Origin of the sequence: Nonomuraea sp. NPDC052265 (assembly GCF_044547985.1) — a bacterium.
Lineage (GTDB): Bacteria > Actinomycetota > Actinomycetes > Streptosporangiales > Streptosporangiaceae > Nonomuraea.
The window spans coordinates 53,487-79,603 of record NZ_JBIUBJ010000010.1 but is presented as its reverse complement, the minus strand read 5'-3'; the positions used below and the strand labels follow the sequence as shown (position 1 = coordinate 79,603).

The following is a 26,117-nucleotide window of genomic DNA, read 5'->3' as shown; positions in this document are numbered from 1 at the left end:
AAACGCATTTGACGCTGATTACTGCGCGGTAGGGGTGAACCATGAGGCTGGCAGGGCTCGCACTGGCATTCGTGTCGTCGTGTTGTTTCGCGTTCTCCGGGCCGATGGCCAAGTACCTCATCACCGCCGGGCTGGCGCCGGTCGAGGCCGTCTGGACGCGGATGGCGGGCGCCGGGCTGCTGCTGGTCGCGGTGCTGGCGGTGGTCAAGCCGCGGGCGCTGCGCATCCCGCGCTCCCGGCTGCCGTTCCTCGGCCTGTACACCGTGATGGCCGTGGCGGGCGTGCAGTCGCTCTATTTCGTGGCGATCACCCGGCTCCCGGTGGGGATCGCGCTGCTGCTGGAGTTCATGGCGCCGGTGATGGTGGTGGCCTGGGTCAGGTTCGTCCGCAAGGTACGCCTGGCCAGGGCCGCGTACGTGGGCGCGGTGATCGCGTTCGTCGGCCTGGCGATCGTCGTCGAGGCGTGGCAGGGCATGCGGCTGGACGCGTTCGGCCTGCTTCTCGGGCTGCTGGCGGGGGCGTGCTGCGCCGGGTACTTCCTGATGGGCGACAGCCTGGGCCCCGACATCGACCTGCTCGGCCTGGTCGCCTGGGGCATGATCGGCTCGGCCGTCGTGCTGATCCCGTTCGCGCGGCCCTGGAACATCCCCTGGGAGGCCTTCACCGTCTCCGTCGCCCCGCAGGGCGGCACGACGCTGCCGGTGCTGGGGGCGTACCTGTGGCTGGTGCTGGTGGCGACCGCGCTGGCGTACATCCTGAGCATGAACATGGTGAAGCGGCTGTCGGCGGCGGTGGGGGCGACGGTCGCCTCGCTGGAGGTCATCGGCGGCGCGGTGGTCGCGTGGGCGCTGGTCGGCGAGACGCTGGGGGCGTTCCAGATCGTCGGCGGGCTGATCGTGCTCGGCGGCGCGCTGCTCGCCCAGACCGCCACCGCGGGCGCCCAGCCCGCCCCCGTCCCGGACCGGCCCGTCGAGGTCACCGCCCAGGTCTGAGCCCGGCCGCGGCCGGGGTCGGCGGCCCTGGGCAGCGGTCTTGAGCCGGCGTTCCGGGCCAGTGTTCCGGGGTCAGTGTTCCGGGGCCAGTGTTCCGGGGTCAGCGTTCCGGGGTGAGGCGCAGGACGGTGGAGTCGCGGGCCCAGCGCTCGGGCAGGTGCTCGCTGTCGGGGGCGTTGAGCCGCTCCTTGGCCAGCACCGCCACGGCGTCGGCCGCCGCGGCCTGGTCGACCACCGAGACCGCCGCCTCGAACTCCACCAGCCGCGCGCCGTTGTCCTTGCTGCGCAGCGTCACGCGCACCCGGTCGAGCGTGCCGAGCCCCGGCAGGTCCTGCTCGCCGCCGCCGGTCACGAGGTAGATGGCGCCGTCGTGCCAGGCGTGCCAGGCCAGGCGCGGGCGGTCGAGGGTGAGCCAGAGGATGCCGGACTTCTTGGCGCCCTCCTCAATGGCCGCGATGTCGTCGCTCACGATCAGACTGTAACCCCCGAACCGCTCGGGGCCCGCGCGCGTTTCACCGGTATGCGGTTGTTCATCCTTCTGCTCGTCCTGGTCGCGGGGTGCGCCGCCGGCGGCCCCGAGCCGCCGCCCGCCTGCGGGGCCTCCGCCCGTACGGGCCCGCTGGACACGCGCGTCCTTCGGCAGACCGTGTACGACTACCCGGCGTACCCGACGCCCGAGGCGCTCGCCGCGAAGGTGGAGACCGTCGTCTCCGGCCACGTGACGGGCTGGGTCGCCGGGCCCGTGGTCGAGGAGGGCGTCCCGGGGGACCGCACCCGGTACGTCCTCATGCGCGTCCAGGTCGTCAAGCGGCTCAAGGGCGCCGCCGCGGACGTCGCGGACCTCGCCTTCTACCAGGGAGCGGCGGTGGACGACGCGGGCACGCCGGTCCACGACGTGGCCGACTTCGCCCGCGCGGTGCCCGCGGGCACCCGGGTGCTGCTGTTCATGAACCGCGCCCGGCCGACCGGCACGGTCGTCGAGGGACGCCCGGTCCTCCACTCCACGCCCCCGCAGGGCGTGATCCTGCACGAGGTGACCGGCGACCCGGCCGGCCGGGCCGTCGGGGGCAGGGACGAGATCTTCTCCTCGCCGGGCTGGAACCAGCCGTGCGGCATCGACGGCCTGATCGCCCGCCTGCACGCCCACGGATACACCGGCTGAACACTTTGCCCTTTTCTGGTGTCCGCCGGGTGCCGTGCCGGGGAGAACCGCATTCATGGGGATCGTCTCTCGCGGCTTCGCCGGAAAGCACTTCCGGCGTCCGCGGCCGGAGCTGGCCGGGCGGGTGCCGCCGGGGCAGTACCTGGCGGAGGGCTTCCCGGTGCTCACGGCGGGGGCGACGCAGCACATCCGGACCGAGCGGTGGTCGTTCACCGTCAGGGGCGGCGCGGGCGAGCCCACCTGGACGTGGACCGACCTGCTGTCGCTGCCCGCCGAGCAGATCACCGTGGACATCCACTGCGTCACCCACTGGAGCAAGCTCGACACCACCTGGACGGGCGTGTCCCTCGACCGGCTGCTGACCGGGGCCGACCGGGCGGCCGGGTACGCGCTGGCCGTCAGCTACGGCGGCTACGCGACCAACCTGCCGGTCGAGGAGATCGTGGACGGCAAGGCGTGGCTGGTCTACGCCTACGAGGGCACGCCGATCCCGCCCGAGCACGGCGGCCCGGTGCGGATGCTGGTGCCCGCCCACTACCTGTGGAAGAGCGCCAAGTGGATCCACGAGCTCTGGCTCATGGACGAGGACCGCCCCGGCTTCTGGGAGCGGTCCGGCTATCACAACTTCGGGGACCCATGGCGGGAACAGCGGTACTACGACGACTGACCTGGCAGCCGGCCACGATCGCCGAGGTCGTCCCGGAGACCGACCAGACGCGTACGCTGCTGCTCGACGTGCCCGGCTGGCCGGGACACCGCGCCGGTCAGCACGTGGACGTGCGGCTGACGGCCGACGACGGCTACCAGGCGACCCGGGCGTACTCGCTGGCCGGCGCGCCCGGTGAGCGGCCCGCGCTCACCGTGGCCGAGGTGCCGGGCGGCGAGGTGTCGCCGTACCTGGTGGACGTGGCCGAGCCCGGCGACCAGGTGGAGGTGCGCGGCCCGATCGGCGGCTACTTCGTGTGGGAGCCGTCGCCGGAACGGCGGCCGCTGCTGCTGGTCGCGGGCGGGTCCGGCGTCGTGCCGCTGCGCTCGATGCTGCGCCACCGCGCCCGGCTGGGCGACGGCACCCCGATACGGCTCATCTACTCCGTACGCGACCCCGGCCAGGTGATCTACCGCGACGAGCTGGAGTCCGCCGACGGCGAGGTGAGCTTCGTCTACACCCGCTCGGCCCCCACCGACTGGCCCGAGCCCGTGGGCCGCGTGGACCGCTCGCAACTGGCCCGCCTGGCCTGGCCGCCCGCCCACGAGCCGCTGGCCTACGTCTGCGGCCCGACCGCGTTCGTCGAGCACGTGGCCGCGATCCTCACCGCCCTGGGCTACCCGCCCACCGACATCCGCACCGAGCGGTACGGCTAGGAGAGACACCATGCAACAACCCGTGGACGGCAACGCCGCGGCAGGCCCGCTGGCCCAGTTCTTCGGCCGGGACATGACGGCGGCCCAGGGCGTCTGCGCGCAGTGCGGCATGAACGGCCCGCTGGGGGAGACCACCGTGTACGGTCCCGCCCCCGGCACCGTCCTGTGCTGCCCGAACTGCGACAACGTGCTCATGACCCTGGTGGAGGCGCCGGGCCGGATGATGGTCGCGATGCCGGGCCTCGGCCTGCTGGAGACGCCCGTGCAGGGAGGGCGGTGACCGTGGCCGTCGTCTCGAAGGGGTTCAGGGGGCGTGGCGGGCACGACGACCGCCTGCCGCCCGGCCAGTACCTCACGCCCGGCTTCCCCGTCCTGTCGGCGGGCCCGACGCCCCGCGTCGACACCGCGGACTGGACGTTCACCCTGGTCACCGAGACCGGCCGGGAACGCGTCCGGACCTGGGACGAGCTGCTGGACCTGCCCCAGAGCGCCCCGCACACCGACATCCACTGCGTCACCGGCTGGTCCAAGTTCGACACCGACTGGCAGGGCGTGTCGATCGACGTCCTGCTCGACGACGTGGACACCGGGGCCGAATTCGCGGAGGTGTACTGCCACGGCGGCTACACCACCAACCTGCCGCTGGCGGACCTGCGCGACGGCAAGGCGTGGATCGTCCACACCTTCGACGGCGACCCGCTGCCCGCCGAGCACGGCGGCCCGGCCCGCCTGCTGGTCCCGCACCTGTACTTCTGGAAGTCCGCCAAATGGGTGAAGGGCCTGCGCCTGCTCGACCGTGACCGGCCCGGCTTCTGGGAACGGGCCGGCTACCACAACTACGGCGACCCCTGGCGCGAGCAGCGCTACTGGAACAGCTGATCGCCCCCATGGACGGGGGACGCCTGCCGGAGGCGCCCCCGCAGCCGTTAGCGTTGGCGCATGCGCTCACGTCGTTCCGTGCTCTCCGTGCCGGGCAGCAACCCCCGCTTCCTGGAGAAGGCCCAGACCCTGCCCGCCGACGAGGTCTTCCTCGACCTTGAGGACTCCGTCGCGCCCCTGGCCAAGGACGAGGCCCGCAAGAACGTCGTGACCGCGCTGCGCGAGGGCGACTGGACCGGCAAGACCCGCGTGGTCAGGGTCAACGACCTGACCACGATGTGGACGTACCGGGACGTGATCGAGGTCGTGGAGGGCGCGGGGGAGTTCCTCGACTGCCTGATCCTGCCCAAGGTCCAGGACCCGACCGAGGTCGTCTGGCTCGACACCCTGCTGACCCAGATCGAGCGGTCGATGGGCTACGAGGTCGGCCGCATCGGCATCGAGGCCCAGATCGAGAACGCCCGCGGCCTGGTCAACGTCGACGCCATCGCCGGGTCGTCCAGGAGGCTGGAGGCCCTGGTGTTCGGGCCGGCCGACTTCATGGCCTCGATCAACATGCGCACCCTCGTGGTCGGCGAGCAGCCGCCCGGCTACGACGAGGGCGACGCCTACCACTACATCCTCATGCGCCTGCTGATGGCCGCCAGGATGCACGACCTCCAGGTGATCGACGGCCCCTACCTGCAGATCAAGGACGTCGAGGGCTACCGGAGGGTCGCCCGCCGGGCCGCCGCCCTCGGGTTCGATGGCAAGTGGGTGCTGCACCCCTTGCAGGTGGAGGCGGCCAACGAGGTGTTCTCGCCCAGCCAGGAGGACTACGACCACGCCGAGCTGATCCTGGAGGCGTACGAGCACTACACCACCGTGGAGCGGCGCGGCGCGGTCATGCTGGGCGACGAGATGATCGACGAGGCCTCCCGCAAGATGGCGCTCGTCGTGGCCGCCAAGGGCAGGGCGGCCGGTCTGAGCAGGACGAAGTCGTTCACACCTTGACGCCGACCGCGGTGAAGAACCAGAACGACGAGGTCAGCCAGAGCCCGATCAGCGCCGTGAACGCCAGCCCGCCGAGCACGGGCAGCGTCCAGTGCGGCGCGTCGCGCCTGGGCAGCGCCAGCATCTTCGCCGTGAACACGCCGTAGAAGAAGCAGCCGAGCAGCGAGTGGGCCAGTACGCGCGGTACGTCGTACTGCAGGCCCAGGGCGTACAGGCAGTGGAAGGCGACGGGGATCGTGAGGAGGAACGCCAGCCGCCCCGACCAGCGGTGGACGCCGGCCGGGATCTCGATCCCGAGCCTGCCCCACATCGACAGCGCCGAGACCACCTGGACGACCGCCAGCGCGAACGCCCCCGTCGTCAGCCACGCCTTCATCGGCAGCGCGGCGGAGAACCCGGCCGGGCCGACCGCGAACCCCGTGGGCGTGTGCGCCCGGCCGTAGACGCCGAGCGCCAGCGCCGCCAGGCCGCCGGCCAGCAGCGGGACCAGGAGCACGGCGGCCGTCCGGTGCGACGGCTGCTGGATGGCGGTCATGGCATCTCCTCGATGAATCCGTCGACGTCCTTCGGACTGACCGTGGCGCCGGCGACGGTCACGGGGGTGGTCGGTCGCCCGGCGTCAAGCTGGGGGATCTCCACCTGGTCCTGGCCCACGAACGCGGCGCCGACCTGGTCGTAGCCGCCGCCGGGCCGCGGGACGCGGATCCAGCCGGCCCGCAGTCTGGCGCCCCTGACCTGCGCGGTCGCCCGGTACAGCCCGGACGGCCGGACCACCGCGGGCGCGCTGAAGCTCCACCTGGCGCCGCCGACGGACAGGCTGCCCCTGGCCCGCCCGCCGCCGAGCGTGGCCGTCACGCGGGCCGTGCCCGGGCCCTTCAGCACGACCTCGCCGCCGGCCTCTTCGCCCTTGAACCAGGCTTCGGCCCTGCCGTCGCAGAAGTAGCCGACGGCCTTGCCGTCGCGGACGGAGATCGCAATGAGGCCGCCGTTGCCTTTGACGTACCCGCCGTAGTCGGCCTTGGGGATCTTCTCGGCCTCCGTCCGCGTGGGCGACGGGGAGGGGGCCGGCGCGGTGGCGGCCTCGGTCGGCGAGCCGCCCGCTGTGGCGCGGGCCGTGGCGCCCGCAGTGGTGTCGGCCGCCGGTGTCGCGGTGATGCTGGCGACACCCAGCCCCGCGGCGAGGACTGCGCCCGCCGCCAGGGTGATGAAAGGTCCCAGCCTTGACATGGACTGCTCCCAGGGTCGAAATGCCGTACGACTCCGAGCATCCGCCCAAAGGGGTGGGCCGTCTGTGAACTAATGCTCACCCGGCAGACAGAATGTATGGATGCAGGAGAACCCTGGACCGAATTCGCCATATGGCAGTCAGCCGCCTGGGCCGCCCGTCTATCCTTATGCGCCGCCGCCCGTGCCGCAGCAGCGGTCCTGGTTCCTGCCGACGCCGCAGGGTGTGCGTTTCGACCATCTCGCCCGCACCCCGGCGAACGAGCCGTGGCGGGCCGTCGTCGGCACGATCGTCGTCGGTCTCGGGTTCTTCATCATCGGCACCGGCGTGCTGCTCGTGGGCAAGGCGGTCGAGCTGATCCTCGGCCTGCCCGCGCCGACCGACCCCGCGCAGATCTTCGGCGACCCGGTGTTCGGGCTGGTGATGGTGCTGCTGTCGATCGCGGCCGTGCTGCCCCTCGTCTTCGGCACGGCCGCGCTCGTCCAGCGCCGCCGGCCCGGCACGCTGTCGTCGGTCGCCGGACGGCTGCGCTGGACGTGGCTGCTGCGCTGTCTCGGCCTGGCCGTGCTCGCGCTGGTGCTGGGGCAGATCGCGCAGGTCGTGGCCCTGTCGTTGTCCAACGAGGAGTACTCCGACCTGTTCGGATGGGTCGGCTGGGAGCGGTTCCTGCCCGCCCTCGTGGTGATCGTGCTGCTGGTGCCGTTCCAGGCGGCGACCGAGGAGTACATCTTCCGCGGCTGGTTCGTCCAGGCGGTCGGGGTGCACGTGCGGAACCCGGTGTGGGCGATCGTCATCGGGTCGTTGCTGTTCGCGTCCCTGCACGGCTATTCGTGGGTGGGGCTGCTCGACGTGTTCGCCTTCGGCGTGGTGATGGGGTGGCTGGCCGTACGGACCGGGGGGCTGGAGGCGCCGATCGCCCTGCACGTGATGAACAACACGCTGGCGTTCGGGCTCAGCGCGGCCTCGGGCAGTCTCCAGGACGCACTGGACCAGGGCAAGACGGCGATCCCGTGGCAGGCGCTGTCGGGAACGGCGGTGCAGCTCGGGGTGTATGCGATTGGTGTGTTGTATATATCCAAAAAGCGGTCAATTAGCGCCATTTCTGGATAAATCAGGCGGGAGGTGCGGGAAATCTCGCTAGAGAGGTCTCGCCAATCCGGCTCAGGCATGCTGGTCTGGTTCCTGTGGGACAGGCGAGGGTGTCACGGAGGTGATCGTTTTGGTGGGACGGGGTAGAAAATAGGCGCATAAGGTGGGACGGGATTTGTGGAACGGTCCGTGGTAAACGGCCCGTCCGCTCACCGTTCTCCCGCGCAACCCGGTTGACCAGGTCCGATTTGACGGGTTCCACCTGTACGACGAGTTCGACTAGGAGGTGCGGCGCGTGGCCTCCGGCCCCAGCGATCCGCCACGGCGACCGCCGGACGACGACGACCCGCGTCCTGAGGACGCCTCGGAGCCCCCCTCTGCCGAGGAGCCCAGGATCCGCCACTCCCCGCCCGGTCCCACCGACGATCGGGCCCGGGGCTTACCCCTGACCTCCCCTTGGGGCATGCCGCCGTTCGCGTCCCCGATCCCGGAGGAATCCCCGCAGGAGCCGCCCAAGGGGCGCAGGCCGTACAGCTCGCCGACGGCCGAGCCCGAGGTCGAGCCGCGCCGCCGTCCCCGGCGCATCGTCAACCGCCCGGACAAGCTCGTCGCCGGCGGCCCGCCCCGCCGGGAGCCGCCCGCCGAGCCCCCGCCCTCGCCCCCGCCCTCGCCCCCGCCCCAGGCCCCGCCCGCAGGGGAGGCGCAGGAGAGCACGGCCCCCGTCAGGCCCCACCGCGAGCCGCCCTATCACCTGCCGCTCCCCGCCGACGAGGCCCCCGAACCCGTCACGGAGACGCCACCGCAGCCCGAAGCCCCCGCCCCCGGCACGGAGGCGAGGCCGCCGCAGCCCGAAGCCGCCGATCCCGTCACGGAGGCGAGGCCGCCGCAGCCCGAAGCCCCCGACCCCGGAGCCGAGGAGGCTGGGCAGGAGGGTCCCGAGGTCAGGCGGGTCGGCCGTCCTCCCGGTGGGCGTCCCACGAGACCCGACCTCCTGGTCGCCACCGGTCCGCCGCGTCCCGGCGGGGCCGCCGGCAGACACCACAGAGGCCCGGCCCCCGCCGCCGTACGCAGGTCCAGCCCCGTGCACCGGGGCAGCAGGGCCGCCCCGATCGCCCTCACCATGGCCCTGGCGCTCCTGGTGGCCGCCGGGGTGCTCGTATGGCGCTGGAGCGACACCGACCCCACCGGCCTGCGCCTGGAGGCCGGCACCGGCCGTTCGGGGGACGACCTCTTCACCGTCCCCGCCGCCGGCGTCGGCACCAACCAGAAGCTCAACGACATGGTCTCCGTCGGCCGCGCGGTGGTCGCGGTCGGCAGCGACACCACCAGCCCGACCCCGCGCCCGCTCTTCCTGTTCTCGCCCGACGCCGGCAGGCACTGGCAGCTCGGCCAGGTGAGCGGCGCCTCCACGCCCACCGTCCAGCGCGTGGTCGGCGGCGACGGCCGCTGGCTGGCCAGCGGCGGCGACGGCCCGTCCGGCGAGCGCGGCCTGTGGACCAGCACCGACGGCTTCAGCTGGACGACCGTCGACGCGGCCGGCATGGCCGCGTTCCGGCCCGGCGACCAGGTCTACGACATCGCCAGGACGGCCTCGGGCTTCGTCGCCGTCGGCGCCACGGCCGGGGAGGGCGGGCCCGGCCCGGCGGCCTGGCGCTCGTCCGACGGCCGGGCCTGGGACCGCGTGGAGACCAGGGGGCTGGACGTCCAGGAGATCAGGGCGGTCGTCGCCCAGGGCGACACGGTCGTGGCCGTCGGCCGCCCGGCCGACGGAGGGGGCTCGCGGGTGCTGCGCTCGTCCGACGGCGGCGGCGCGTGGCAGGCGACCGGCTTCCAGCTCCCCGAGGCCGAGCCGCGTACGGGCACGGTGGCCGTGCTGCCCAAACGGTTCGTCCTGGTGCCGACCAGGCAGCGTACGGTCAACGGCGACGTACGCGTCTACTGCTCGCCCACCGGCGCCCAGTGGTCGCAGTGCGGTTCCATCGGCGGCCTGGGCGGCGAGAGCCCCGGGGTGGAGTCGCTGATCTCCTACCGGTCCGGAGTGGCCGCGATCAGCCAGGCCACCCTGGGCAAGTACTCGGTCCTGACCAGCGCCGACGGGCGCGGCTGGGCCAAACGGGCCGACCTCGGCGACCTGTCGGGCGCCACGCTGCGCGGGTTCACGATCTCCGACGGCGGCACCCTGTTCGCCGGCGGCGACCAGGCGGCCTCCGACGTGGACAACCAGCTCGTGCTGATGACCGCGCCGCCGCGCGGCGCCGTCTCCCGCGTCCAGCTCGGCCAGGTCGAGGGCCTGACCAGGGTCTCGCGCGAGACCACCAGGCTGGCGGCCTCCGGCGGCCGGTACGTCGCGGTCGGCTCCGCCTCCGGCGACGCCGGCCTGTGGACGATCAGGAACTGGCAGCGCTGGAAGTCGATGAGCCTCGGCGGCCCCGGCAGGCAGATCCTGGAGGACGTCGCCCACGGCGGGCGCGGCTGGCTGGCGGCCGGCAGCACCCAGACGAACCTGGCCGTCACCGACCCCCTGCTCGTCACCTCCGAGGACGGCGAGACCTGGCGGCGCGTGCCGGTCTCCGGCGACCTGGCCCGCGACCGCGACCAGCCCTACCTGGACACCCACGCCGTCGCGGCGGGCAAGAAGGGCTACGTGCTGGCCGGCGAGTCCCACGACCAGGCGGGCTCGGCCGCCGCCGCCATGTGGTTCACGTCCGACCTGCGCAGGTACACCCGGTCCAAGAAGCTGCCCCAGGGCGGCGCGGGCGTCCGCGTCCACGACGTGATCGCGACCCAGGGCGGCTACGTCGCGGTCGGCGGGTCCGGATCCTCCGACCGGGAGAGCAGCGTGGTCTGGTTCTCCGACGACGGCGTGAACTGGACCGCCCGCAAGCGCCTCACCCCGCCGGACGCCACGTCGGCCGGGCTGCGGCAGGTCACGACGTACCACGACAAGCTCGTCGCCATCGGTACGGCCGTGACGAACGGCTCACGCCGCGCCTTCTCCGCCGTGTCCGACGACGACGGCGAGAGCTGGACGACGGCATGGCTGCCCGCCGACCAGGCCGCGGCCGTGCACGACCTGGCGGCGGCCGACCAGGGCCTGGTGGCGGTCGGCTGGCACGGCACCCCGGGCGAGGGCGACAGCGCGGCCTGGGTCTCCCAGGACGGCCTGTCGTGGAACCGCATGGCCCTGACCAGGGACCGGCTCGCCGGCCCCGGCTTGCAGGCCCTGACGGCCGTGGCGGTCAGCGGCACGGAGGTGGTGGCGCTCGGCAGGTCCACGACGTACGACACCGACCACCTGATCCTGTGGACCTCCAGCCTCACCGCCAACCGGTGAGCACGCCCCACTCGGTCAGGCAGTCGAGCAGCCCTTCGGTGAGCGGGAGCAGCGCCGGCTCACCGGGGCCGCACCACCGCACGTCGGCGGCGTCGTCACCGGCGACGGGCACGCCGCCGTCCGAGGTGGCCAGGTAGTCGCGGATGACGTACGTGACGCCGCCCGGCCCGGGACGCTCCACCGTGCCCGCCAGGCGGCCCACCGCGACACGCAGCCCGGTCTCCTCCATGACCTCGCGGCGCAGGCCGTCCGCGTCGCTCTCGCCGGGCTCCAGCCGTCCGCCGGGGAGCGACCACAGCCCCTTCCCCGGCGGACGGCCGCGCCGGACGAGAAGAAGCCGGTCAGAGGCGTCGAAAATGATCGCGCCGACACAATTTACGCGCACATGACCAAGACTACGACGGGATAACGGACACCGGTCTTGACGCGACCGTGCCGGAGGAAGCACCGTGGGTAGCTGTGAGAGCGGCTCCTACCTGCCCAAGGTGCTTCGGCCCGCTTCACGGGTCGAGCGGCCTGCCGGGTGTGTTCCATTGCGACACGCACGGCGACGTCCTGCCGTACCAGCCTCCGAGAGCGCCTACGGGCGAATCGCTGGAGGCCATGCGGAAGCGCTCGGTGGTGCCCGTGTGGCTGCCATGGCCATTGCCGCCCGGCTGGACGGTGACCGGGTTCGGCGAGGTCGGCGACGAACGTACCGGCTCGCGGGCCAGCGTCGTCGCGCTCAGCGGGCCCTCGCCGATCGAGGGGCCGGCCGACCTGCTGGTCATCGCCGAGGAGCCGGGCGTGGGGCTCGGCGCGACGTTCGCGGGGCTCGACGGTCCCGACCCCGGCGAGGGGTTCGACTCCGGGCCGCCCAACGCGAAGATCGAGGTGCTGGGGCATCCCACCGCGATGTGGTGCCTGGGCGGCATCGACGACCGGGCCGTCTACGCCGGTGAGGCGCTCGGCAACTGGTTGTGGACCATCGCCTGGCCCGCCGAGGCCGGTTGCATGATCGCGATGGCCGAGCTGTCCCTCCAGGACGCCCGCGACCGCGACTTCGAGGTGCCCTTCGGCGGGTTCTCGCCGCTGCTGGAAGACTGAGCGCCTGGAGACTGAGCGCCTGGAGACTGAGCGCCTGGAGATCGAGCGACTGGAGAGCCGAGCGCCTGGGAGACCGGGCGCGGGGCCGAGCACGGGATCGCCTCCCCCGGGCGGCCGGTTGGGGGAGCGGTGTCGGGGGTCAGGTTCTTCGTCGAGGCGTTCGTGACGATGTTCGTGATCATGGACCCGCCGGGCGTCATCCCGCTCTTCCTGGCCTACACCTTCGGCCGCACCCCCGCCGAGCGCAGGCGCATCGCCTGGCAGGCCGCGGTGACGGCGTTCTGCCTGGTGGTGGTGTTCGCGGTGTTCGGACGGGCCATCCTGTCGTACCTGCACGTCGAGGTGCCCGCCATGCAGATCGCGGGCGGGCTGCTGCTCCTGCTGGTGGCCCTGGAGCTGCTGCGCGGCGCGGCCGAGCCGCGTACCGACACCGTGCGCTCGAACGTCAACGTGGCCCTGGTCCCGCTCGGCACGCCGCTGCTGGCCGGGCCCGGCGCGATCGTGGCCACCATCGTCTTCGCCCAGCAGGCCGAGGGCCGCGCCGACGGGCTGGCCGCGCTGATGCTGGCCATCGCGGCCGTGCACATCCTGCTGTGGCTGTTCATGCGCTTCTCGGTCAGCATCATCCGCGTCATCAAGGAGAACGGCGTGGAGCTGGTCACCAGGATCGCCGGACTGCTGCTCTCGGCGCTCGCGGTGCAACTCATCATCAACGCGATTCGCGCTCTCATGCAGACGGGCTAAAGTTCGGAAGCGTGACAGCGCGTATCGAGCGAGTGGTGACCGAGGGCGTCGTCGACATCGACGGCACCGAGCACAAGGTCGAGAACAACACCTGGATCATCGGTGACGACGACGAAGTCATCGTCATCGACGCGGCGCGGGACGCCGAGAAGATCCTTGAGCAGGTGGGCGAGCGTGAGGTGCTGGCCGTCATCTGCACCGCGGGCCTGCCCGACCACGTCGGCGCGGCCATCGAGGTGGCCAGCAGAGACGAGGCGGTCGTCGCCCTGCACCCCAAGGACAAGCCGCTGTGGCGGGAGACCTGGCGGGAGACCTGGCCCGACATCGACATGGAGGACGACGGCGTCTTCGGCGTCGCCGACGTCCAGCTCGACGTCATGGAGACGCCCGGGGTCTCTCCCGGCGGGGTCTCGCTCTACTGCGAGGCGCTCGGGGCCGTCTTCACCGGCAAGGCCCTGCAGGCCGACGGGCCGGGCAAGCTCGGCGGCGAATACCCGGCGCTGGCCGACCAGCTCACCTCGATCGGCGGCCGGCTGTTCACGCTCCCGGCCGACACGCGGGTGCTGGCCAACCACGGCGACGAGGTGACCGTCGGCGACCTTGAGCCGCACTTCGACGACTGGGTGTCGGGCTCGCTGACCCGCGACCCCGCCGCCGCCCGCGACGACGAGGGCCCGCTGACCGACGGCACCAGGGTCTCCGGCATCAAGCTCGGCCCCGGCGACGAGTAGGTGTACGACCAGCTTCCGCTGGACGGGATGCCGCGGCGGCTCTACGCCTGCACGCCGTCGCGGTTGAACACCTGGCTCGACTGCCGCCGCCGCTACCGGTTCACCTACCTGGACCGGCCGCAGCCCTCCAAGGGGCCCGCCTGGGCGCACAACAGCGTCGGCGCCAGCGTGCACAACGCGCTGGCGGCGTGGTGGCGTGAGCCGTACGAGCGGCGCACGCCGCTGACGGCCGCGGTCCTGCTCACGAACGGGTGGATCACCGAGGGCTTCAGGGACGCCGAGCAGTCGGCCGAGTGGCTGGGACGGGCCCGCGACCTCGTGTCCGGATATGTCACGACGTTAGATCCGGCGGACGATCCGGTCGGCGTCGAGCGCACGGTCGCCACGCGGACCAAGGTGATCGCGCTGTCCGGGCGCATCGACCGGCTCGACCGGCGCGGCGACGAACTGGTCGTGGTCGACTACAAGACCGGCCGCCGCTCGCTGACCCAGGACGACGCCCGCTCGTCCCTCGCGCTGGCCACGTACGCCATCGCGGCCTCCACCATGATGCGCACGCCCTGCCGGGCGGTCGAGCTGCACCACCTGCCCACCGGCGAGGTCGTCGAGTGGCGCCACACGGACGAGTCGCTGGGCCGTCACCTGCGCCGCGCCGAGGAGATCGCGGTCGAGGCCGCCACCGCCGACGACCGCTACCGCGCCGTGATGGGCGCCCCCACCTCGACCAGGCGCCCCGCCTCCGCGGCGGGCCGGGGGGCGGGAGAGCGCCCCACCGTCGGCCCGGCCCAGGTTCCCGCCGAGCTCGACACGGTGTTCGCGCCCAGTCCGGGCCCGATCTGCTCCTGGTGCGACTTCCGCCGCCACTGCCCCGAGGGCCAGGCCGCCGGATCCGACCGCAACCCCTGGGACGGCCTGGCCGACTGATCCACGGGCCGACGGGGTCAGGCCGCCCGCGCCGCCGGCCAGCGGCGGGGGTCGGTCAGGCCCTTGAGCCCCTTGCTCACGTCGTAACCGGCCGCGCCGAGCCGGGCCCGCGCGCCCGCCAGCATCGCCCGCGTGGACGGCATGAACGCCCGGTCGTGCACCGGCTCGGGCAGCGCGTTCATGCCCAGCCGGAACGCCCTCAACGCCGCGCCGACCGTCGCCGGGGGCACCTCGGGCAGGACGCGGTACATGCGGCGGGCCCATTCGGGGAGCGTGTAGTAGCAGAGCGCGCCGAAGGGAAAGTAGGCCGGTTTGCCCGCCGACAACATGCGCAGCTCCTGCGGCAGCCGGGGCCACAGCAGGAACCGCACGGTCGCCGCCGCCTCCTCGGTCACCCGCAGGGCGGGCCGGACCTGCTTGAAGTAGGCGTCCATCTCGGCGCACGAGCCCGGGACGTCCTCGGGGTGCAGCCCGACGTAGGAGGCGCTCCTGCGCTGCTCGCGCAGGTAGCGGTCGGCCTGCCGCTCGTTCAGCCCGAGCCCGCCGCGCCTGGCCACCTCCAGGTACGACGACACCTCCGCGCAGTGGACCCACAGCAGCAGCTCCGGATCGTCGACCCGGTGCGTGCGCCCGGTCCGCGGATCGGTGATGCGCAGCGCCCTGTGGATGCCGCGCACCCGCCGGCCGATCTCCTCGGCCTCCGCCGGGCTGCCGAACGTCACCCGGCCCACGAAGTCGGCGGTGCGGCGCAGGCGGCCGAACGGGTCGTCCTGGAAGGTGGAGTTCTGCCAGACGCCGAGCATGGCCAGGGGATGCAACGCCTGCAACATGAGGCCGCGTACGCCGCCCACCCACATCGAGCGGTCGAGATGCACCTGCCAGGTCGCGCTCCGCGGCGCCTGGACGACGAGTTCGTCCGTCATGGCAAGTCGATGATCACAGCACGTTGGACCTTGTGTCCAAATAGTGCTTCTCGGCCGCGTTCCAGAACCTGACCAGCGCAGCGGCCGTCGTCTCCGGCGCCTCGACGGCGGGGGAGTGGACCGCGCCCGGCACGACCACGCAGTCGGCGCCGAGCCGGGCGGCCGTCTCCGACTGGGTCTCGGGCGACCAGCCGTCGTCGTGCTCGCCGTAGAGGACCAGGGTGGGGACCTCGATCTGGCGCAGCTCGTCGGTGCGGTCGTGCATGTGCAGGACCTGCTCGGCCATGCGGGCCAGGCCGGTGGGGGAGTTGGTCAGCAACCGCCTGCGCAGGAACGCCAGGATCTCGTCGGAGACGTCGGCGGCCAGCGCCTCGGGCTCCATGCGGTGATGCCAGAGATGTTCGAGCCCCAGGGCCGGGATCTCCTCCATGATCTCCCGGCCGTTGCGCGCCCGCCTGCCCTCGATGGCCGCGGGGCCGGAGCTCATCAGCGTGAACGAGGCGAACCGCGTGCGCCCGTCGATCACGGCCTCGCGCGCGACCAGGCCGCCGAAGGAGTGGCCCACCAGGTGGATGGGGTCGCCGCCGCCGATGGCCTGGGCGAGCAGGTCGACGTCGGCCCCCAGGGCGGCGCAGGTGTAGGCGGCGGGGTCGTCGGGGCCCGGGGTCTCGTACTGGCCGCGCAGGTCGACGGCCACCACCCGGCGGCCGGACTGGGCCAGGGTCATCAGGACCGCGATGAAGTCCTCCTTGCTGCCGGTCAGGCCGGGGACCAGGAGGGCGGGCCAGCGCTCGACCACTCCGCTGACCGGAAGCGCCTCCAGAGCCGCGAACGCGCCCTGGGGCGTTTCGAGCTTCTGCGGCGTCACACCGGGTGGCAGGTCGAGGAATCGCGGCGTACTCACGTGGGGCAACAATACCCAGAGGTCAGCGCCTCGACACCGGCAAACGGACTACGCTGGTGCGAGTTCTGGGGAGTTGTGAGCTATGCGTGATCTGAGCACGTCCGCCCGGCGACCTTCGTGGGCGGACGTGCTGACCGTCTTCGGGCCTGGTGGGGGCTGGTGGGGCCTGCTCGGGCTGCTGGTGCATGTGGTTCAGGACGGGCGGGCCGGAGTTCCGGGCCATGGAGCCCGGTGAGCGCCGTGACCCCCTCCAGGGGCTCGTGGAAGGCCCTGAGGCGGCTCCTGGGGTCCTGGCGTACCTGGAGGGTGCCTCTGGGGGCTGGTGCGCCGTGGGGCCGCGTGAGGAGCACGTACGGCTCGTCCGCTCGCCGGTCACCAGGCCCGCCGACCCCGCGGAGACCGGGAACTGGCGTAGGCCCGTACAGCTTGGCGTAGGCCCGTACAGACGAGAAGGCGCGCACCCCGCGAACGGGGTGCGCGCCTTCCTGCCGCTGTCGTTAGCCCGCGCGGCGGCGGTTGCCGCCGGCGCCACCACCACGGGGCTGGCGGCGCTGCTGCTTGCGCTCGGTCGCCGCGGACGGCGCGATGTCGTCGTCGTCCGTGGCCAGGTCGGGCGACTGGAAGATCACCGCGAACGGGCTCGGCGGGATGATCCGCTCGGGCTCCTGGCGGACCGGCGGCGGAGGCGTGGCCAGGAAGCTCGTCTCCGGCACGGACTGCACGACCGGCTCCCTAACAGGCTCCCTCACGGGCTCCCTCACCGGCTCCACGACCGGCTCGGGCGCGGCCTCGGGCGCGCGGTTCCTGGAAGGCGCCTCGGCGGCCTCCTCGCGGGAACGCGTGGCCGGGGCCTCGGCCTGGCCGGCCTTGCGGGAGCGGGTCCGCTTCGCCGGGGTCTCCGGCGTCTCGGCCAGCGCCTGCTCGATGGCCGACGACGCGGCCCCCCTGCTGCGGACGCGCGTGCGCCGCTGCTCGGCGGCCACGGCCTCGACCTCGTCGGGCGTGAAGATGGCGGGAGTCTCCTCCGTCTTGGCGGCCACGATCTCGACCTCCGGCGTCTCGGGTGCGGTTTCGGCCAGTTCCCTGCCGCCGCGGGTGCGGCGACGCTGGCGCGCGGCGCGGGCCGGGCGCTCCTCGCGCTCTTCCCGTTCCTCGCGACGGCGGTTGCCGCCGCGGGTCCGGGACCGGCCGGTCTCACCGAGGTCCTCGATGCGCTCCGCGGACAGCCCGGCGCGCGAGCGGCTCGCGTGCGGCAGGACGCCCTTGGTGCCCTTGGGGATGTTCAGCTCGGTGTAGACGTGCGGCGAGGTGGAGTAGGTCTCCTCGGGCTCGGCGAAGTCGAGCCCGAGCATCTGGTTGATCATCTTCCAGCGGGTCAGCTCCTCCCACTCCACGAACGTGACCGAGATGCCCGTGCGCCCGGCCCGGCCGGTACGGCCGATGCGGTGCACGTAGGTCTTGTCGTCGGAGGGGCAGTCGTAGTTGACCACGTGGGTGACGTCGTCGATGTCGATGCCGCGGGCCGCCACGTCGGTGGCCACCAGCACGTCGATCTTGCCCGCCCGGAAGGCCCGCAGCGCCTGCTCGCGCTGGCCCTGGCCGAGGTCGCCGTGGACGGCCGCGACCGCGAAACCACGCGTGTCGAGCTGTTCGGCGACCATGTCGCAGGCCCGCTTGGTCTCGCAGAAGACCATGGTGAGCCCACGGCCCTCGGCCTGGAGCAGCCGGGCGACGATCTCGATCTTGTCCATCCGGTGGGCGCGCCAGACGATCTGACGCACCTGCGGGGTGGTCTCGCCCTCGCCGCTCTCCATCTCCGCGCGTACGTGGGTGGGACGGTTGAGGTATTTGCGGGACAGCGAGACGATCTCGCCCGGCATGGTGGCCGAGAACAACATCGTCTGCCGTTCCGCCGGGATCAGCTTGAAGATCCGCTCGATGTCGGGCATGAAGCCCAGGTCCATCATCCGGTCGGCCTCGTCGAGCACGAGGGACGTGACCTGGCTGAGGTCGAGGTGCTTCTGCTTGACCAGGTCGAGCAGGCGGCCCGGGGTGCCGACGATGACGTCGACCCCTGCCTTGAGCGCCTCGATCTGCGGCTCGTAGGCCCGGCCGCCGTAGACGGTCAGGACCCGGGAGCCGAGCTTGCCGGCGGCGGTGACCAGGTCTTCGCTGACCTGGACGGCCAGCTCACGGGTCGGCACGACGACCAGCCCGCGGGGCTTCTTGCGGTTCTTGCGCGGCTTGCCGATGCTCTGGAGCATCGCGATGCCGAACGCGTAGGTCTTGCCCGTGCCCGTGCGCGCCTGGCCGATGAGGTCCTGGCCGCTCAGGGCGAGCGGGAGCGCCATCTCCTGGATGGGGAACGGTGTGACGATACCCTCGGTCTCGAGGGCATCGGCGATTTCTGGTGTGACTCCGAGGTCTCGGAAAGTCGTCAGCGTGGCCTGCCTCAGTCTCAAATGAAGGCGGGCCTGCCGGGACCGACGGGCGGAAAACAGCCCCCGTTACGTGGGTCCTCGCGGTAGAGCCAGCCCTCTCGCGTCATCAGCGACCGCGCACCCGGGGAATCGGGGGTTATCGGGGGAATCCCCCGAACTAACACAGTGCGGTCGCACTTTCACAGAGCAGTGTACTCGATACCACAACGCTGGCCGAGCTCGCTTATGTTCCCGCAGATTCCGGGAAGTACGCTGCCCCCATGAACGAGTCTCCTGGAGTCGTCGACCTGCTCGGGGTCCTAGCATACGCCGAGCTCAGCGCCTACGCCCGGATGACCGAGGACGCGGCCACCCTGGCGCCCTCGCTCGCCGACCGTGCCGCGCTGAGCGAGCTGGCCGCGGCCGAGTACGCCCACTTCCGCCTCCTGCGCGACCGCCTGGCCGAGCTGGGGGCCGATCCGGAGGAGGCGATGGCGCCCTTCGTGGCGGCCCTGGACGCCTGGCACGCCCAGACCCGGCCGGCCGACTGGCTGCAGGCCCTGGTCAAGACGTACGTGGGGGACGGGATCGCGCTCGACTTCTACCGCGAGGCCGCCCGGCACCTGGAGCCGTCGATCGTCAAGCTGGTGGACGAGGTCCTGGTCGACGAGGCCCGGTCGCAGTTCGCCGTGGAGCGGGTCAGGGCGGGGATCGAGGCCGATCCGACGGCGGGCGGGCGGCTGGCGCTGTGGGCCCGCCGGCTCGTCGGCGAGGCGCTCAGCCAGGGGCAGCAGGTCGCGGCGGCGCGGCCGGAGCTGGCGCTGCTGCTGGTGGAGTCGGCCAAGGCGGCGGGTGGCGAGGCGCCCGACATCTCACGCCTCTTCGCGACCCTGACCGAGGCGCACAACAAGCGGATGGCCGCGCTCGGCATCTGACTCCGATCGTTAGTTGACGCTTACGAAAGCCGTAGCTTACGTTAGCGGCGACGAAAGGAGTTCTGCCGTGAGCCGTCCAGTAGTGTTCTTCGACATCGCCACCACCGACGCCCCGCAGCTCTTCGGCTTCTACCGTGAGCTGTTCGACTGGAAGATCGACGCCGGCGACCCCATCGGATACGGCATGACCGATACCGGCGGCATCCCCGGCGGCATCGGCACGGCCCAGGAGGGCGCCCCCAAGGGTGTCTCCGTGGTGGTGGACGTCGATGACGTGCAGGCGTACCTGGAGCGGGCCGAGGCGCTCGGCGGCAGGACCGTCGTGCCGCCGTACGAGATCGAGGGGACGGGCACCCTGACGGAGTTCACCGACCCGCAGGGCAACCGGATAGGACTGTGGAAGAGATAGACGACGCGATCAGGGCGATCGCCGAACCGCGGCGCCGGGCGATCCTCAGGCTGGTCGCCCGGCAGGAGCTGCCCGCGGGGCGGATCGCCGAGCATTTCGAGGTGACCAGGCCCGCGATCTCGCAGCATCTGCAGGTGCTGAAGGATGCCGGTCTGGTCGTGGAGCGGCGTGAGGGTACAAAACGGTTGTACCGTGCCAGGCATGAGGGCCTCGCGCCGCTACGGCAGTTCCTTGACGAGATGTGGGCCGAATCGCTGGACTTCGCGCGCCGTATTGCGGAGGGGGAGCGCGGGGTGTCCGACGAGCGAACCGAGACGGGATGACGCCGGGCCGAGGCGAGATCACGCCGACCGGCGCCGCCACGTCCGGGGCTGCCGGCTCGGGGAGCCGCGTGACCGCCCCCGCCGCGCCTGACCCCGCCGCGTCCGCTCCTGTCACCTCTGCCCCCGCCGCTCCTGATCCCGCCGCGTCCGGCCGTGCCGCGGATCACGGTGTCGGAGGGGCGCCCGTACGCAGGGCGGTGACGGTGCGCAGTGACCGGGCGCATGTCTTCGACGTGTTCGTCCGCGAGATCGGCCAGTGGTGGCCGACCCGGCCGCTCTCGCTCGGCGGGGCCGACCGGGTGGCGAAGGTGCTGGTCGAGCAGCGTCTCGACGGACGCGTGTACGAGGTGTGGCACGACGGCACCGAGGCCGACTGGGGACGGGTCGTCGCCTGGCAGCCGCCCGAGCGGTTCGCCATGACCTGGGAGGTCACCTCCAGGCAGGAGGGCGGCGCGACCACCGAGGTGGAGCTGCGGTTCGTGGAGCTGGGGCCGTCGCTGACGCGGGTGGAGCTGGAGCACAGGGGATGGGAACGGCTCTCCGCCGTCGCCTGCGCCCACGAGGACGGGTACGGGACGGGCTGGGACCTGGTCCTCGACCGCCTGGCCGCCTTCTGCGCCTGAGAACCTGTGCGGCTCGTGAGGGGTACGGCTGGTGTGGCCGTACCCCTGGTGTGGGCCCGTGGGCAGGTTAGAGGGTGCCGCCGAAGCCGACCGGCCTGGACTCGTCCTCACCGATCTCGACGAAACCGAGCGAGGCCACCGGCACGACCACGCGCCGGCCCTTGGCGTCGGTGATGGCGAACACGCCGCGATCGACCGACAGCGCGTTCCTGATCTCTTCCTCGACCTGCTCGGCGGACAGGTCGGTCTCGACAACGAGTTCGCGGTGTACCGAGCGTACGCCGATCTTGACTTCCATCATGGCTCCCTAGTCGACTGGGCTAGCGCTCAGTCCCATCGTCGCCGCTCCGAGGCCCGGAGACGGTGAATGATCGCGCCCAGCGAACGGGTTATGCCGTACGCGGAAAACCGCTGATCCCGCGCCAGGCGAGCCGCGCCATGAGCTGCTCGGCCGCGTCCTTGGGGATCGAGCCCTGCGCGGTGACCCAGTAGCGGGCGCTCACCTCGGCCATGCCGACCAGGCCGACGCCGAGCAGGTGGGCCTCGTCGCTGGTGCAGCCGGTGTCCTCCTGGATGACCGCGCTGACCATCTCGGCGCACTCCTGGAGGGACCGCTCCACCCGCTGGCGCACGGGCGCGACGTTGCGCAGGTCGGACTCGAAGACGAGCCGGAACGCCTCCCCCTGCGTGGAGACGAAGTCGAAGAACGCGCTGAACGTGGCCTGCACCCGCAGCTTGTTCTCGTGGGTGGAGGCCAGCGCCTCGCGGCAGCGGTTGACCATGTCGTCGACGTGCAGGTCGAGCAGCGCGAGGTAGAGCTCCAGCTTGCCGGGGAAGTGCTGGTAGAGCACCGGCTTGCTGACCCCGGCCCGATCGGCGATCTCGTCCATGGCGGCCGCGTGGTAGCCGTTCTCCACGAAAACTTCCTGCGCGGCGCTCAGCAGTTGCCGGCGTCGGGCCAGCCGGGGCAGTCGGGTGCCCCGGGGCTTCGCGTCCGGGGTTGCGGTCACGCGGGTCTCCATTGGTCTCTCAGCGAACTGTGCCGACATCCTACGTGCGAGCAGCCGACACCTCGGTGGTCATCGTCATACACGCTCGGTCTGGTGGGCGGCCCGCGCTCAGCGGTGGTCGTCCTCGGTTCGGCGGGTGGCCCGCCGTTCAGCGGTGATCGTCGCCGGTGTGGCGGGTGGTCCGCCGTTCAGCGGTAGTCGTCGTCGTCGTAGTCCACGACGCGGTCCTGATCGGCCGCGTCGGCGGGGTCGGCGTCGAACGGGACCTCGCGGCGCCCCCCGCCGGCCTCCTGACGGATCTCGCGCTGCTGCTCGGCGGCGTCGGCCTCGGGCGTCTCCGGCGACAACTCCTCTTCCTCTTCCTCCTCTTCGTAGACGCTTTCGTCCCCGCGGGTGTCCATTTCCGACATCTTCGGTCCCCCTCTTGGTGTGGACGGGTCCAGACTACGCCCGGCCGAAAAGGTCGCCGTGCTTCTCCACTCTGGCGAGTACGTCAGGCGCGATGAACACCAGGTCGTCGGGGTGTTCACAGTCCTCGACCTCCTCCCACAGCAGCGGCGTCGAGACCGTCGGCCGCTCCCTGGCCCGCAGCGAGTACGGCGCCACGGTGGTCTTGGCCGGATTGTTCTGGCTCCAGTCGATGAACACCTTGCCCGGCCTGGCCTTCTTGGCCATGACGCTGACGACCTCCTCCGGGTGCTTCTTCTCCAGAGCCTGGGCCAGCCTCCTGGCGTACGCGGAGGGCTCCTCGCGGCAGTCCCAATCGGCGTAGAGCTGCATGCCCTTGTTGCCGCTGGTCTTGGGCCTGGCGGTGAGCCCTTCGTCCTTCAGCGCCTCGCGCAGCACGAGCGCCACGCGGCAGCACTCCACGATGGTCGCCGGCGCGCCCGGGTCCAGGTCGAACACGAGCGTGTCGGGCGGCAGCGCCGCGCCGTCCTCGTCCACGCGCCACTGCGGCACGTGCAGCTCCAGCGCGGCCAGGTTGGCGTAGTAGGCGAGCGTCGGCAGGTCCTCGACCACGGCGAAGTCGATGCTCTCGCGGTTCTTGGTGCTGCCGGGGGCGGGCAGGTTGACCTTCCTGACCCAGTCGGGGGTGTGGTCGGGCGCGTTCTTCTCGAAGAAGAACTGGCCGGTGACGCCGTTGGGGTAACGCTTGACGGTCAGGGGCCGGCCCGCGAGGTGCGGCAGCAGGACGGGGGCCACGCGGCTGTAGTAGTCGATGACCTCGGCCTTGGTGAAGCCGATCTCCGGGTAGAGAACCTTGTCGAGGTTGCTCAGCGTCAGCTCGCGCCCGTCGACCCTGACCGGCACCTTCTTCACAGCGTCACCTCCGCGGGGAGCTTGTCGGCGCGCAGTCCGCGCCAGACCGGATGTCTCAGCCGCAGCTCGTCGGTCCACATCGTGTAGCCCACCTCCCCGACGAGATCGGGCCTAACCCACCGATTTTTCCACGGGACCGCGTTCGCGAAGGGGCTGCGCGGGATCTCCAGAGGTTGGAGCGCCTGGTGGAGGTCGTCCAGGATGGCGTCGGTGAACCCGGTTCCCACGTGGCCGACGTACGTCAGCCCTTCACCGGTGAAGACGCCCATGACGAGCGAGCCGATCCCGCCCGCCCTGCGGCCCTTGCCGGGTTTCCAGCCGCCGATCACGACGTCCCTCGTGCTGAGGTGCTTGACCTTGATCCACCACGGCGAGCGCACACCCGGCCGGTAGGGGGAGTCGAGTCGCTTGGCCACCACGCCCTCAAGGCCCTGCTCCCGCGTGGCCGCGAGCAGGTCGGAGTCCCCGGGGAAGTACGGCGGCGCGCCGATGTCCAGCTCGTCGAGGAGGGCGCGGCGGTCGCGGTAGGGCAGGTCGAACAGCGGCCTGCCGTCCAGGCAGAGCAGGTCGAAGGGCATGTACGTGACGGGGTAGATCTCCAGCACGGCCGGGTCGGGATCGGTCAGGTGCATACGGTGCTGGAGCCGGACGAAACTGGGCCTCCCGTGCCGGTCCAGGGCCACGACCTCGCCGTCGATGACGGCGTTCTTGACCGCGAATCCCGAGATCTCGGGGTATCGCCGGGTGTACTCCACGCCGTGCCGTCCGGTCACCCTCAGGCCGTCGTCGAGGTGGACGAGCGCGCGGATGCCGTCCCACTTGACCTCCAGGCCGTACCGGTCACGATCGGAGGGTAGTTCCCCGGGTACGGCCAGCATCGGTTCAATCGGGTATGGCATTGGTTGCCCCATGACGGGTATGTGCCCATATGGTGAGCCCGCTACTGCTGAGGAGTGCCCATGCGCAGCATCTGGAAGGGTGCGATCTCCTTCGGCCTGGTCACCATCCCCGTGAAGCTCTACTCGGCGACCGAGCAGAAAGACGTGAGCTTCCACCAGGTCCACCGGGACGACGGCGGCAGGATCCGCTACAAGCGCGTGTGCACGGTGGACGGCGAGGAGGTCCCGTACGCGGACATCGCCAAGGGGTACGAGCTGGCCACGGGCGAGATGGTGGTGCTCACCGACGAGGACTTCGAGGACCTGCCGCTGAGTACGTCGCGCAGGATCGACGTCCTCCAGTTCACCCCGGCCGAGCAGATCGATCCCATTTACTTCGCCAAGTCGTACTACCTGGAGCCCGACGCCCAGGGCGCGAAGCCGTACGTGCTGTTGCGCGACGCCCTGGAGAGCTCGGGCCAGGTGGCCGTGGTCAAGGTGGCGCTGCGGCAGCGGGAGTCGCTGGCCACCCTGCGCGTACGGGACGGGGTGTTCGTCCTGGAGACCATGTTGTGGCCGGACGAGATCCGCGCTCCCGACTTCGAGTTCCTGGAGGAGGACATCGAGGTCAGGGCGCAGGAGCTCAAGATGGCCGAGTCGCTGATCACCACGATGGAGTCGGACTTCGACCCGAGCGAGTACCACGACACGTACCGCGAGGCGTTGCAGCAGGTGATCGAGGCGAAGGTGGCGGGCAAGGAGGTCGTGACGGCGCGTGAGGAGGAAGAGGCGGGGCCGGCGGTGGACCTCATGGCCGCCCTGCGCGCCAGCGTCGAGGCCGCCAAGCGGGAGCGGACGGGGGAGCCGGCCAAGCCGAAGAAGGCGACGGGCCGCGGCAAGTCCTCCAAGGAAGCCAAGGAGTCCAAGGAGGCCGAGGAGGCCGAGGAGGAGGAGAAGGCCGCGCCGAAGCGCAAGGCCCGCAAGTCCGCCTGACCGGCCCGGCTCCTTCTCACAGGTCGGCCCGGACATCCACCGTCACCACTCCAGCGCCGGCCTGCACGCCGAGGGACAACGGCGGAACGCCAGGACGCACGCCGGCACGAACCCGACCACCGTGGCGGAGCCCCGGTCCCCACCGACCGGCCCGCCAGCCACGCTACGGCGGACACCTGCCCGAGCGCGGGGACCATTCAGCGGCTTCGCTGGCGGAACGGACCCCCGGCGTCCGGCAGGATTCCCGGCGATACCGAAGTGCAGCGCCAGCATGAGAGAGATGGCGGGAAGCGGCGTGGCGTTGCCTCAATGGCTCGGACTCGCGCGATCCGAGTTGGCGCGTGTGGGCCGTGGCTGACGAGCTGGGGCTGATGGCGGCCCAGGTGATCGCGTTGCGCCTGTTGTCCCCTTCCCGATTGAACGCGTCTCCTGCTCGGGGCCACGAGGCGGTGCGACAGGCGCGGCTCGCTGCGGCTGACAAAGCTGATGTTGGTTGGCGCGGCGTCCCTGTCCCGGCTGTCTTCATGGGCCCCGCGGCTTCTACGGTCCGCGGGCGTGTGGGTATGCAGGCTGGCGTCGCATAACGGCCATTAGCCACAAAGCGGACATTGACTTCATATAGCAATAAGCGGCACTAATTGACCGGTGTAAATCGGTTGATCACCGACACTCCCTGGACGATCGAGGGGAGTGTCGGGTTTCCGGATCCGGCCGGGCAACGCTCGACAGCCCCCGCCCGGCGATCATGATAGATTCGGACATATCATGGCATATCAGTCAATAATTGTTTAATGCAAGCAATAAGGCCGTTAATGCATAGCAAAAAGGCGGCGGTTCTGTGTTGCCGTGCCCGCGTCC

31 protein-coding genes are annotated in these 26,117 nt (G+C 71.6%); 19 read left to right on the top strand and 12 right to left on the bottom strand.

The features are described 5' to 3' along the window. The first annotated feature begins 41 nt into the window (after positions 1 to 41). On the top strand, positions 42 to 992 hold the full coding sequence (locus tag ACIHAD_RS27540; protein WP_397357521.1) for an EamA family transporter: 951 nt from the start codon (positions 42 to 44) through the stop codon (positions 990 to 992). 100 nt (positions 993 to 1,092) lie between these two features. Here the strand turns inward: ACIHAD_RS27540 and ACIHAD_RS27535 are convergent, their stop codons facing one another. Further along, positions 1,093 to 1,461, bottom strand: a complete 369-nt coding sequence (locus ACIHAD_RS27535) for a hypothetical protein (protein WP_397357520.1) — start codon at positions 1,459 to 1,461, stop codon at positions 1,093 to 1,095. A 57-nt stretch (positions 1,462 to 1,518) separates the two neighbouring features. On the opposite strand from ACIHAD_RS27535, the gene ACIHAD_RS27530 reads away from it, so the two are divergent. The 6 genes from ACIHAD_RS27530 to ACIHAD_RS27505 are packed head-to-tail and all read left to right on the top strand — an operon-like array spanning position 1,519 to position 5,388. Beyond that, positions 1,519 to 2,154 carry a hypothetical protein gene (locus tag ACIHAD_RS27530; protein WP_397357519.1) on the top strand — a complete coding sequence of 212 codons (636 nt, stop codon included), beginning with the start codon at positions 1,519 to 1,521 and terminating at the stop codon, positions 2,152 to 2,154. Positions 2,155 to 2,209: 55 nt separating this feature from the next. Beyond that, the gene (locus ACIHAD_RS27525; RefSeq protein WP_397357518.1) at positions 2,210 to 2,821 is read left to right on the top strand and encodes a molybdopterin-dependent oxidoreductase; all 612 of its coding nucleotides are present in this window, start codon (positions 2,210 to 2,212) and stop codon (positions 2,819 to 2,821) included. Next, complete coding sequence (locus tag ACIHAD_RS27520) at positions 2,791 to 3,516, top strand: ferredoxin reductase (RefSeq protein WP_397357517.1); 726 nt, start codon at positions 2,791 to 2,793, stop codon at positions 3,514 to 3,516. The genes ACIHAD_RS27525 and ACIHAD_RS27520 overlap by 31 nt, the downstream gene beginning before the upstream one ends. Before the next feature lie 10 nt (positions 3,517 to 3,526). Continuing rightward, positions 3,527 to 3,796, top strand: coding sequence for a DUF6510 family protein (locus ACIHAD_RS27515; RefSeq protein WP_397357516.1), 270 nt, complete (start codon positions 3,527 to 3,529; stop codon positions 3,794 to 3,796). Between the two features lie 2 nt (positions 3,797 to 3,798). Beyond that, positions 3,799 to 4,395 (top strand): sulfite oxidase-like oxidoreductase, encoded by a 597-nt coding sequence (locus ACIHAD_RS27510; protein ID WP_397357716.1) that lies wholly within the window; start codon positions 3,799 to 3,801, stop codon positions 4,393 to 4,395. Between the two features lie 60 nt (positions 4,396 to 4,455). Next, positions 4,456 to 5,388, top strand: a complete 933-nt coding sequence (locus tag ACIHAD_RS27505) for a CoA ester lyase (protein WP_357704301.1) — start codon at positions 4,456 to 4,458, stop codon at positions 5,386 to 5,388. Here ACIHAD_RS27505 and ACIHAD_RS27500 read toward each other — a convergent pair. Next, positions 5,378 to 5,923 (bottom strand): DUF6529 family protein, encoded by a 546-nt coding sequence (locus ACIHAD_RS27500; RefSeq protein WP_397357515.1) that lies wholly within the window; start codon positions 5,921 to 5,923, stop codon positions 5,378 to 5,380. The two genes, ACIHAD_RS27505 and ACIHAD_RS27500, sit on opposite strands and share 11 nt — an antisense overlap. Then, positions 5,920 to 6,615: a hypothetical protein gene (locus ACIHAD_RS27495; RefSeq protein WP_397357514.1), complete on the bottom strand. Its 696-nt coding sequence runs from the start codon at positions 6,613 to 6,615 to the stop codon at positions 5,920 to 5,922. The genes ACIHAD_RS27500 and ACIHAD_RS27495 overlap by 4 nt, the downstream gene beginning before the upstream one ends. 181 nt (positions 6,616 to 6,796) lie before the next feature. Here ACIHAD_RS27495 and ACIHAD_RS27490 point away from each other — a divergent pair, with 181 nt between their 5' ends. Together ACIHAD_RS27490 and ACIHAD_RS27485 are read left to right on the top strand one after the other, a co-directional pair. Beyond that, positions 6,797 to 7,723, top strand: coding sequence for a lysostaphin resistance A-like protein (locus ACIHAD_RS27490; protein ID WP_397357513.1), 927 nt, complete (start codon positions 6,797 to 6,799; stop codon positions 7,721 to 7,723). Positions 7,724 to 8,165: 442 nt separating this feature from the next. Next, on the top strand, positions 8,166 to 11,036 hold the full coding sequence (locus ACIHAD_RS27485; RefSeq protein WP_397357512.1) for a hypothetical protein: 2,871 nt from the start codon (positions 8,166 to 8,168) through the stop codon (positions 11,034 to 11,036). Here the strand turns inward: ACIHAD_RS27485 and ACIHAD_RS27480 are convergent. Then, complete coding sequence (locus ACIHAD_RS27480; RefSeq protein WP_397357511.1) at positions 11,020 to 11,421, bottom strand: NUDIX hydrolase; 402 nt, start codon at positions 11,419 to 11,421, stop codon at positions 11,020 to 11,022. The genes ACIHAD_RS27485 and ACIHAD_RS27480 overlap by 17 nt on opposite strands. A gap of 47 nt (positions 11,422 to 11,468) precedes the next feature. Here ACIHAD_RS27480 and ACIHAD_RS27475 point away from each other — a divergent pair, with 47 nt between their 5' ends. From ACIHAD_RS27475 to ACIHAD_RS27460, 4 genes are all read left to right on the top strand, one after another. Beyond that, complete coding sequence (locus tag ACIHAD_RS27475; protein ID WP_397357510.1) at positions 11,469 to 12,122, top strand: DUF6758 family protein; 654 nt, start codon at positions 11,469 to 11,471, stop codon at positions 12,120 to 12,122. A 129-nt stretch (positions 12,123 to 12,251) separates the two neighbouring features. Then, entirely contained in the window at positions 12,252 to 12,866 is a 615-nt protein-coding gene (locus ACIHAD_RS27470) for a MarC family protein (RefSeq protein ID WP_357704315.1), read from the top strand. An 11-nt stretch (positions 12,867 to 12,877) separates the two neighbouring features. Beyond that, entirely contained in the window at positions 12,878 to 13,597 is a 720-nt protein-coding gene (locus tag ACIHAD_RS27465; protein WP_397357509.1) for an MBL fold metallo-hydrolase, read from the top strand. Continuing rightward, positions 13,598 to 14,521 carry a RecB family exonuclease gene (locus ACIHAD_RS27460; protein WP_397357508.1) on the top strand — a complete coding sequence of 308 codons (924 nt, stop codon included), beginning with the start codon at positions 13,598 to 13,600 and terminating at the stop codon, positions 14,519 to 14,521. A gap of 17 nt (positions 14,522 to 14,538) precedes the next feature. Here ACIHAD_RS27460 and ACIHAD_RS27455 read toward each other — a convergent pair whose 3' ends face one another. Further along, the gene (locus tag ACIHAD_RS27455; protein WP_397357507.1) at positions 14,539 to 15,444 is read right to left on the bottom strand and encodes an oxygenase MpaB family protein; all 906 of its coding nucleotides are present in this window, start codon (positions 15,442 to 15,444) and stop codon (positions 14,539 to 14,541) included. Between the two features lie 13 nt (positions 15,445 to 15,457). Continuing rightward, positions 15,458 to 16,348 carry an alpha/beta fold hydrolase gene (locus tag ACIHAD_RS27450; RefSeq protein ID WP_397357506.1) on the bottom strand — a complete coding sequence of 297 codons (891 nt, stop codon included), beginning with the start codon at positions 16,346 to 16,348 and terminating at the stop codon, positions 15,458 to 15,460. Positions 16,349 to 16,430: 82 nt separating this feature from the next. Between ACIHAD_RS27450 and ACIHAD_RS27445 the strand changes: the two genes are divergently transcribed. Continuing rightward, positions 16,431 to 16,583 (top strand): hypothetical protein, encoded by a 153-nt coding sequence (locus ACIHAD_RS27445; protein ID WP_397357505.1) that lies wholly within the window; start codon positions 16,431 to 16,433, stop codon positions 16,581 to 16,583. Positions 16,584 to 16,845: 262 nt separating this feature from the next. Here ACIHAD_RS27445 and ACIHAD_RS27440 read toward each other — a convergent pair whose 3' ends face one another. After that, a complete protein-coding gene (locus tag ACIHAD_RS27440) occupies positions 16,846 to 18,699 on the bottom strand; it encodes a DEAD/DEAH box helicase (RefSeq protein ID WP_397357504.1) in 1,854 nt (617 codons plus the stop codon). A gap of 350 nt (positions 18,700 to 19,049) precedes the next feature. Between ACIHAD_RS27440 and ACIHAD_RS27435 the strand changes: the two genes are divergently transcribed. The 4 genes from ACIHAD_RS27435 to ACIHAD_RS27420 all read left to right on the top strand — a co-directional run bounded on the left by ACIHAD_RS27435 (position 19,050) and on the right by ACIHAD_RS27420 (position 21,058). Continuing rightward, positions 19,050 to 19,703, top strand: a complete 654-nt coding sequence (locus tag ACIHAD_RS27435; protein WP_397357503.1) for a ferritin-like fold-containing protein — start codon at positions 19,050 to 19,052, stop codon at positions 19,701 to 19,703. Positions 19,704 to 19,770: 67 nt separating this feature from the next. Beyond that, the gene (locus ACIHAD_RS27430; RefSeq protein WP_397357502.1) at positions 19,771 to 20,112 is read left to right on the top strand and encodes a VOC family protein; all 342 of its coding nucleotides are present in this window, start codon (positions 19,771 to 19,773) and stop codon (positions 20,110 to 20,112) included. Continuing rightward, positions 20,100 to 20,435 carry an ArsR/SmtB family transcription factor gene (locus ACIHAD_RS27425; protein ID WP_397357501.1) on the top strand — a complete coding sequence of 112 codons (336 nt, stop codon included), beginning with the start codon at positions 20,100 to 20,102 and terminating at the stop codon, positions 20,433 to 20,435. Before ACIHAD_RS27430 ends, ACIHAD_RS27425 begins: the two co-directional genes overlap by 13 nt. A 197-nt stretch (positions 20,436 to 20,632) precedes the next feature. Continuing rightward, positions 20,633 to 21,058: an SRPBCC domain-containing protein gene (locus tag ACIHAD_RS27420; protein ID WP_397357500.1), complete on the top strand. Its 426-nt coding sequence runs from the start codon at positions 20,633 to 20,635 to the stop codon at positions 21,056 to 21,058. Between the two features lie 67 nt (positions 21,059 to 21,125). Here the strand turns inward: ACIHAD_RS27420 and ACIHAD_RS27415 are convergent, their stop codons facing one another. The 5 genes from ACIHAD_RS27415 to ligD (ACIHAD_RS27395) form a co-directional block, all read right to left on the bottom strand. After that, complete coding sequence (locus ACIHAD_RS27415) at positions 21,126 to 21,359, bottom strand: DUF3107 domain-containing protein (protein ID WP_397357499.1); 234 nt, start codon at positions 21,357 to 21,359, stop codon at positions 21,126 to 21,128. A gap of 88 nt (positions 21,360 to 21,447) precedes the next feature. Beyond that, complete coding sequence (locus ACIHAD_RS27410) at positions 21,448 to 22,068, bottom strand: TetR/AcrR family transcriptional regulator (protein WP_352319259.1); 621 nt, start codon at positions 22,066 to 22,068, stop codon at positions 21,448 to 21,450. Between the two features lie 188 nt (positions 22,069 to 22,256). Further along, on the bottom strand, positions 22,257 to 22,469 hold the full coding sequence (locus ACIHAD_RS27405) for a hypothetical protein (RefSeq protein ID WP_397357498.1): 213 nt from the start codon (positions 22,467 to 22,469) through the stop codon (positions 22,257 to 22,259). Positions 22,470 to 22,512: 43 nt separating this feature from the next. Further along, positions 22,513 to 23,388, bottom strand: coding sequence for a non-homologous end-joining DNA ligase (gene ligD / locus ACIHAD_RS27400; protein ID WP_397357497.1), 876 nt, complete (start codon positions 23,386 to 23,388; stop codon positions 22,513 to 22,515). After that, positions 23,385 to 24,266 carry a non-homologous end-joining DNA ligase gene (ligD, locus tag ACIHAD_RS27395; protein WP_397357496.1) on the bottom strand — a complete coding sequence of 294 codons (882 nt, stop codon included), beginning with the start codon at positions 24,264 to 24,266 and terminating at the stop codon, positions 23,385 to 23,387. The genes ligD (ACIHAD_RS27400) and ligD (ACIHAD_RS27395) overlap by 4 nt, the downstream gene beginning before the upstream one ends. Positions 24,267 to 24,347: 81 nt before the next feature. On the opposite strand from ligD (ACIHAD_RS27395), the gene ACIHAD_RS27390 reads away from it, so the two are divergent. Further along, positions 24,348 to 25,259, top strand: a complete 912-nt coding sequence (locus ACIHAD_RS27390; RefSeq protein ID WP_397357495.1) for a Ku protein — start codon at positions 24,348 to 24,350, stop codon at positions 25,257 to 25,259. Positions 25,260 to 26,117 lie beyond the last annotated feature (858 nt).

Bases quoted from the DNA above. Each gene is read 5' to 3' on its own strand.
- ACIHAD_RS27455 (WP_397357507.1), bottom strand. From the start codon at position 15,444: ATGACGGACGAACTCGTCGTCCAGGCGCCGCGGAGCGCGACCTGGCAG.
- ACIHAD_RS27445 (WP_397357505.1), top strand. From the start codon at position 16,431: ATGCGTGATCTGAGCACGTCCGCCCGGCGACCTTCGTGGGCGGACGTG.
- ACIHAD_RS27405 (WP_397357498.1), bottom strand. From the start codon at position 22,469: ATGGACACCCGCGGGGACGAAAGCGTCTACGAAGAGGAGGAAGAGGAA.
- ACIHAD_RS27485 (WP_397357512.1), top strand. From the start codon at position 8,166: ATGCCGCCGTTCGCGTCCCCGATCCCGGAGGAATCCCCGCAGGAGCCG.
- ACIHAD_RS27495 (WP_397357514.1), bottom strand. From the start codon at position 6,615: ATGTCAAGGCTGGGACCTTTCATCACCCTGGCGGCGGGCGCAGTCCTC.
- ACIHAD_RS27440 (WP_397357504.1), bottom strand. From the start codon at position 18,699: ATGGCGCTCCCGCTCGCCCTGAGCGGCCAGGACCTCATCGGCCAGGCG.
- ACIHAD_RS27435 (WP_397357503.1), top strand. From the start codon at position 19,050: ATGAACGAGTCTCCTGGAGTCGTCGACCTGCTCGGGGTCCTAGCATAC.
- ACIHAD_RS27525 (WP_397357518.1), top strand. From the start codon at position 2,210: ATGGGGATCGTCTCTCGCGGCTTCGCCGGAAAGCACTTCCGGCGTCCG.
- ACIHAD_RS27390 (WP_397357495.1), top strand. From the start codon at position 24,348: ATGCGCAGCATCTGGAAGGGTGCGATCTCCTTCGGCCTGGTCACCATC.
- ACIHAD_RS27520 (WP_397357517.1), top strand. From the start codon at position 2,791: ATGGCGGGAACAGCGGTACTACGACGACTGACCTGGCAGCCGGCCACG.
- ACIHAD_RS27500 (WP_397357515.1), bottom strand. From the start codon at position 5,923: ATGACCGCCATCCAGCAGCCGTCGCACCGGACGGCCGCCGTGCTCCTG.
- ACIHAD_RS27515 (WP_397357516.1), top strand. From the start codon at position 3,527: ATGCAACAACCCGTGGACGGCAACGCCGCGGCAGGCCCGCTGGCCCAG.
- ACIHAD_RS27415 (WP_397357499.1), bottom strand. From the start codon at position 21,359: ATGATGGAAGTCAAGATCGGCGTACGCTCGGTACACCGCGAACTCGTT.
- ACIHAD_RS27540 (WP_397357521.1), top strand. From the start codon at position 42: ATGAGGCTGGCAGGGCTCGCACTGGCATTCGTGTCGTCGTGTTGTTTC.
- ACIHAD_RS27505 (WP_357704301.1), top strand. From the start codon at position 4,456: ATGCGCTCACGTCGTTCCGTGCTCTCCGTGCCGGGCAGCAACCCCCGC.
- ligD (WP_397357496.1), bottom strand. From the start codon at position 24,266: ATGCTGGCCGTACCCGGGGAACTACCCTCCGATCGTGACCGGTACGGC.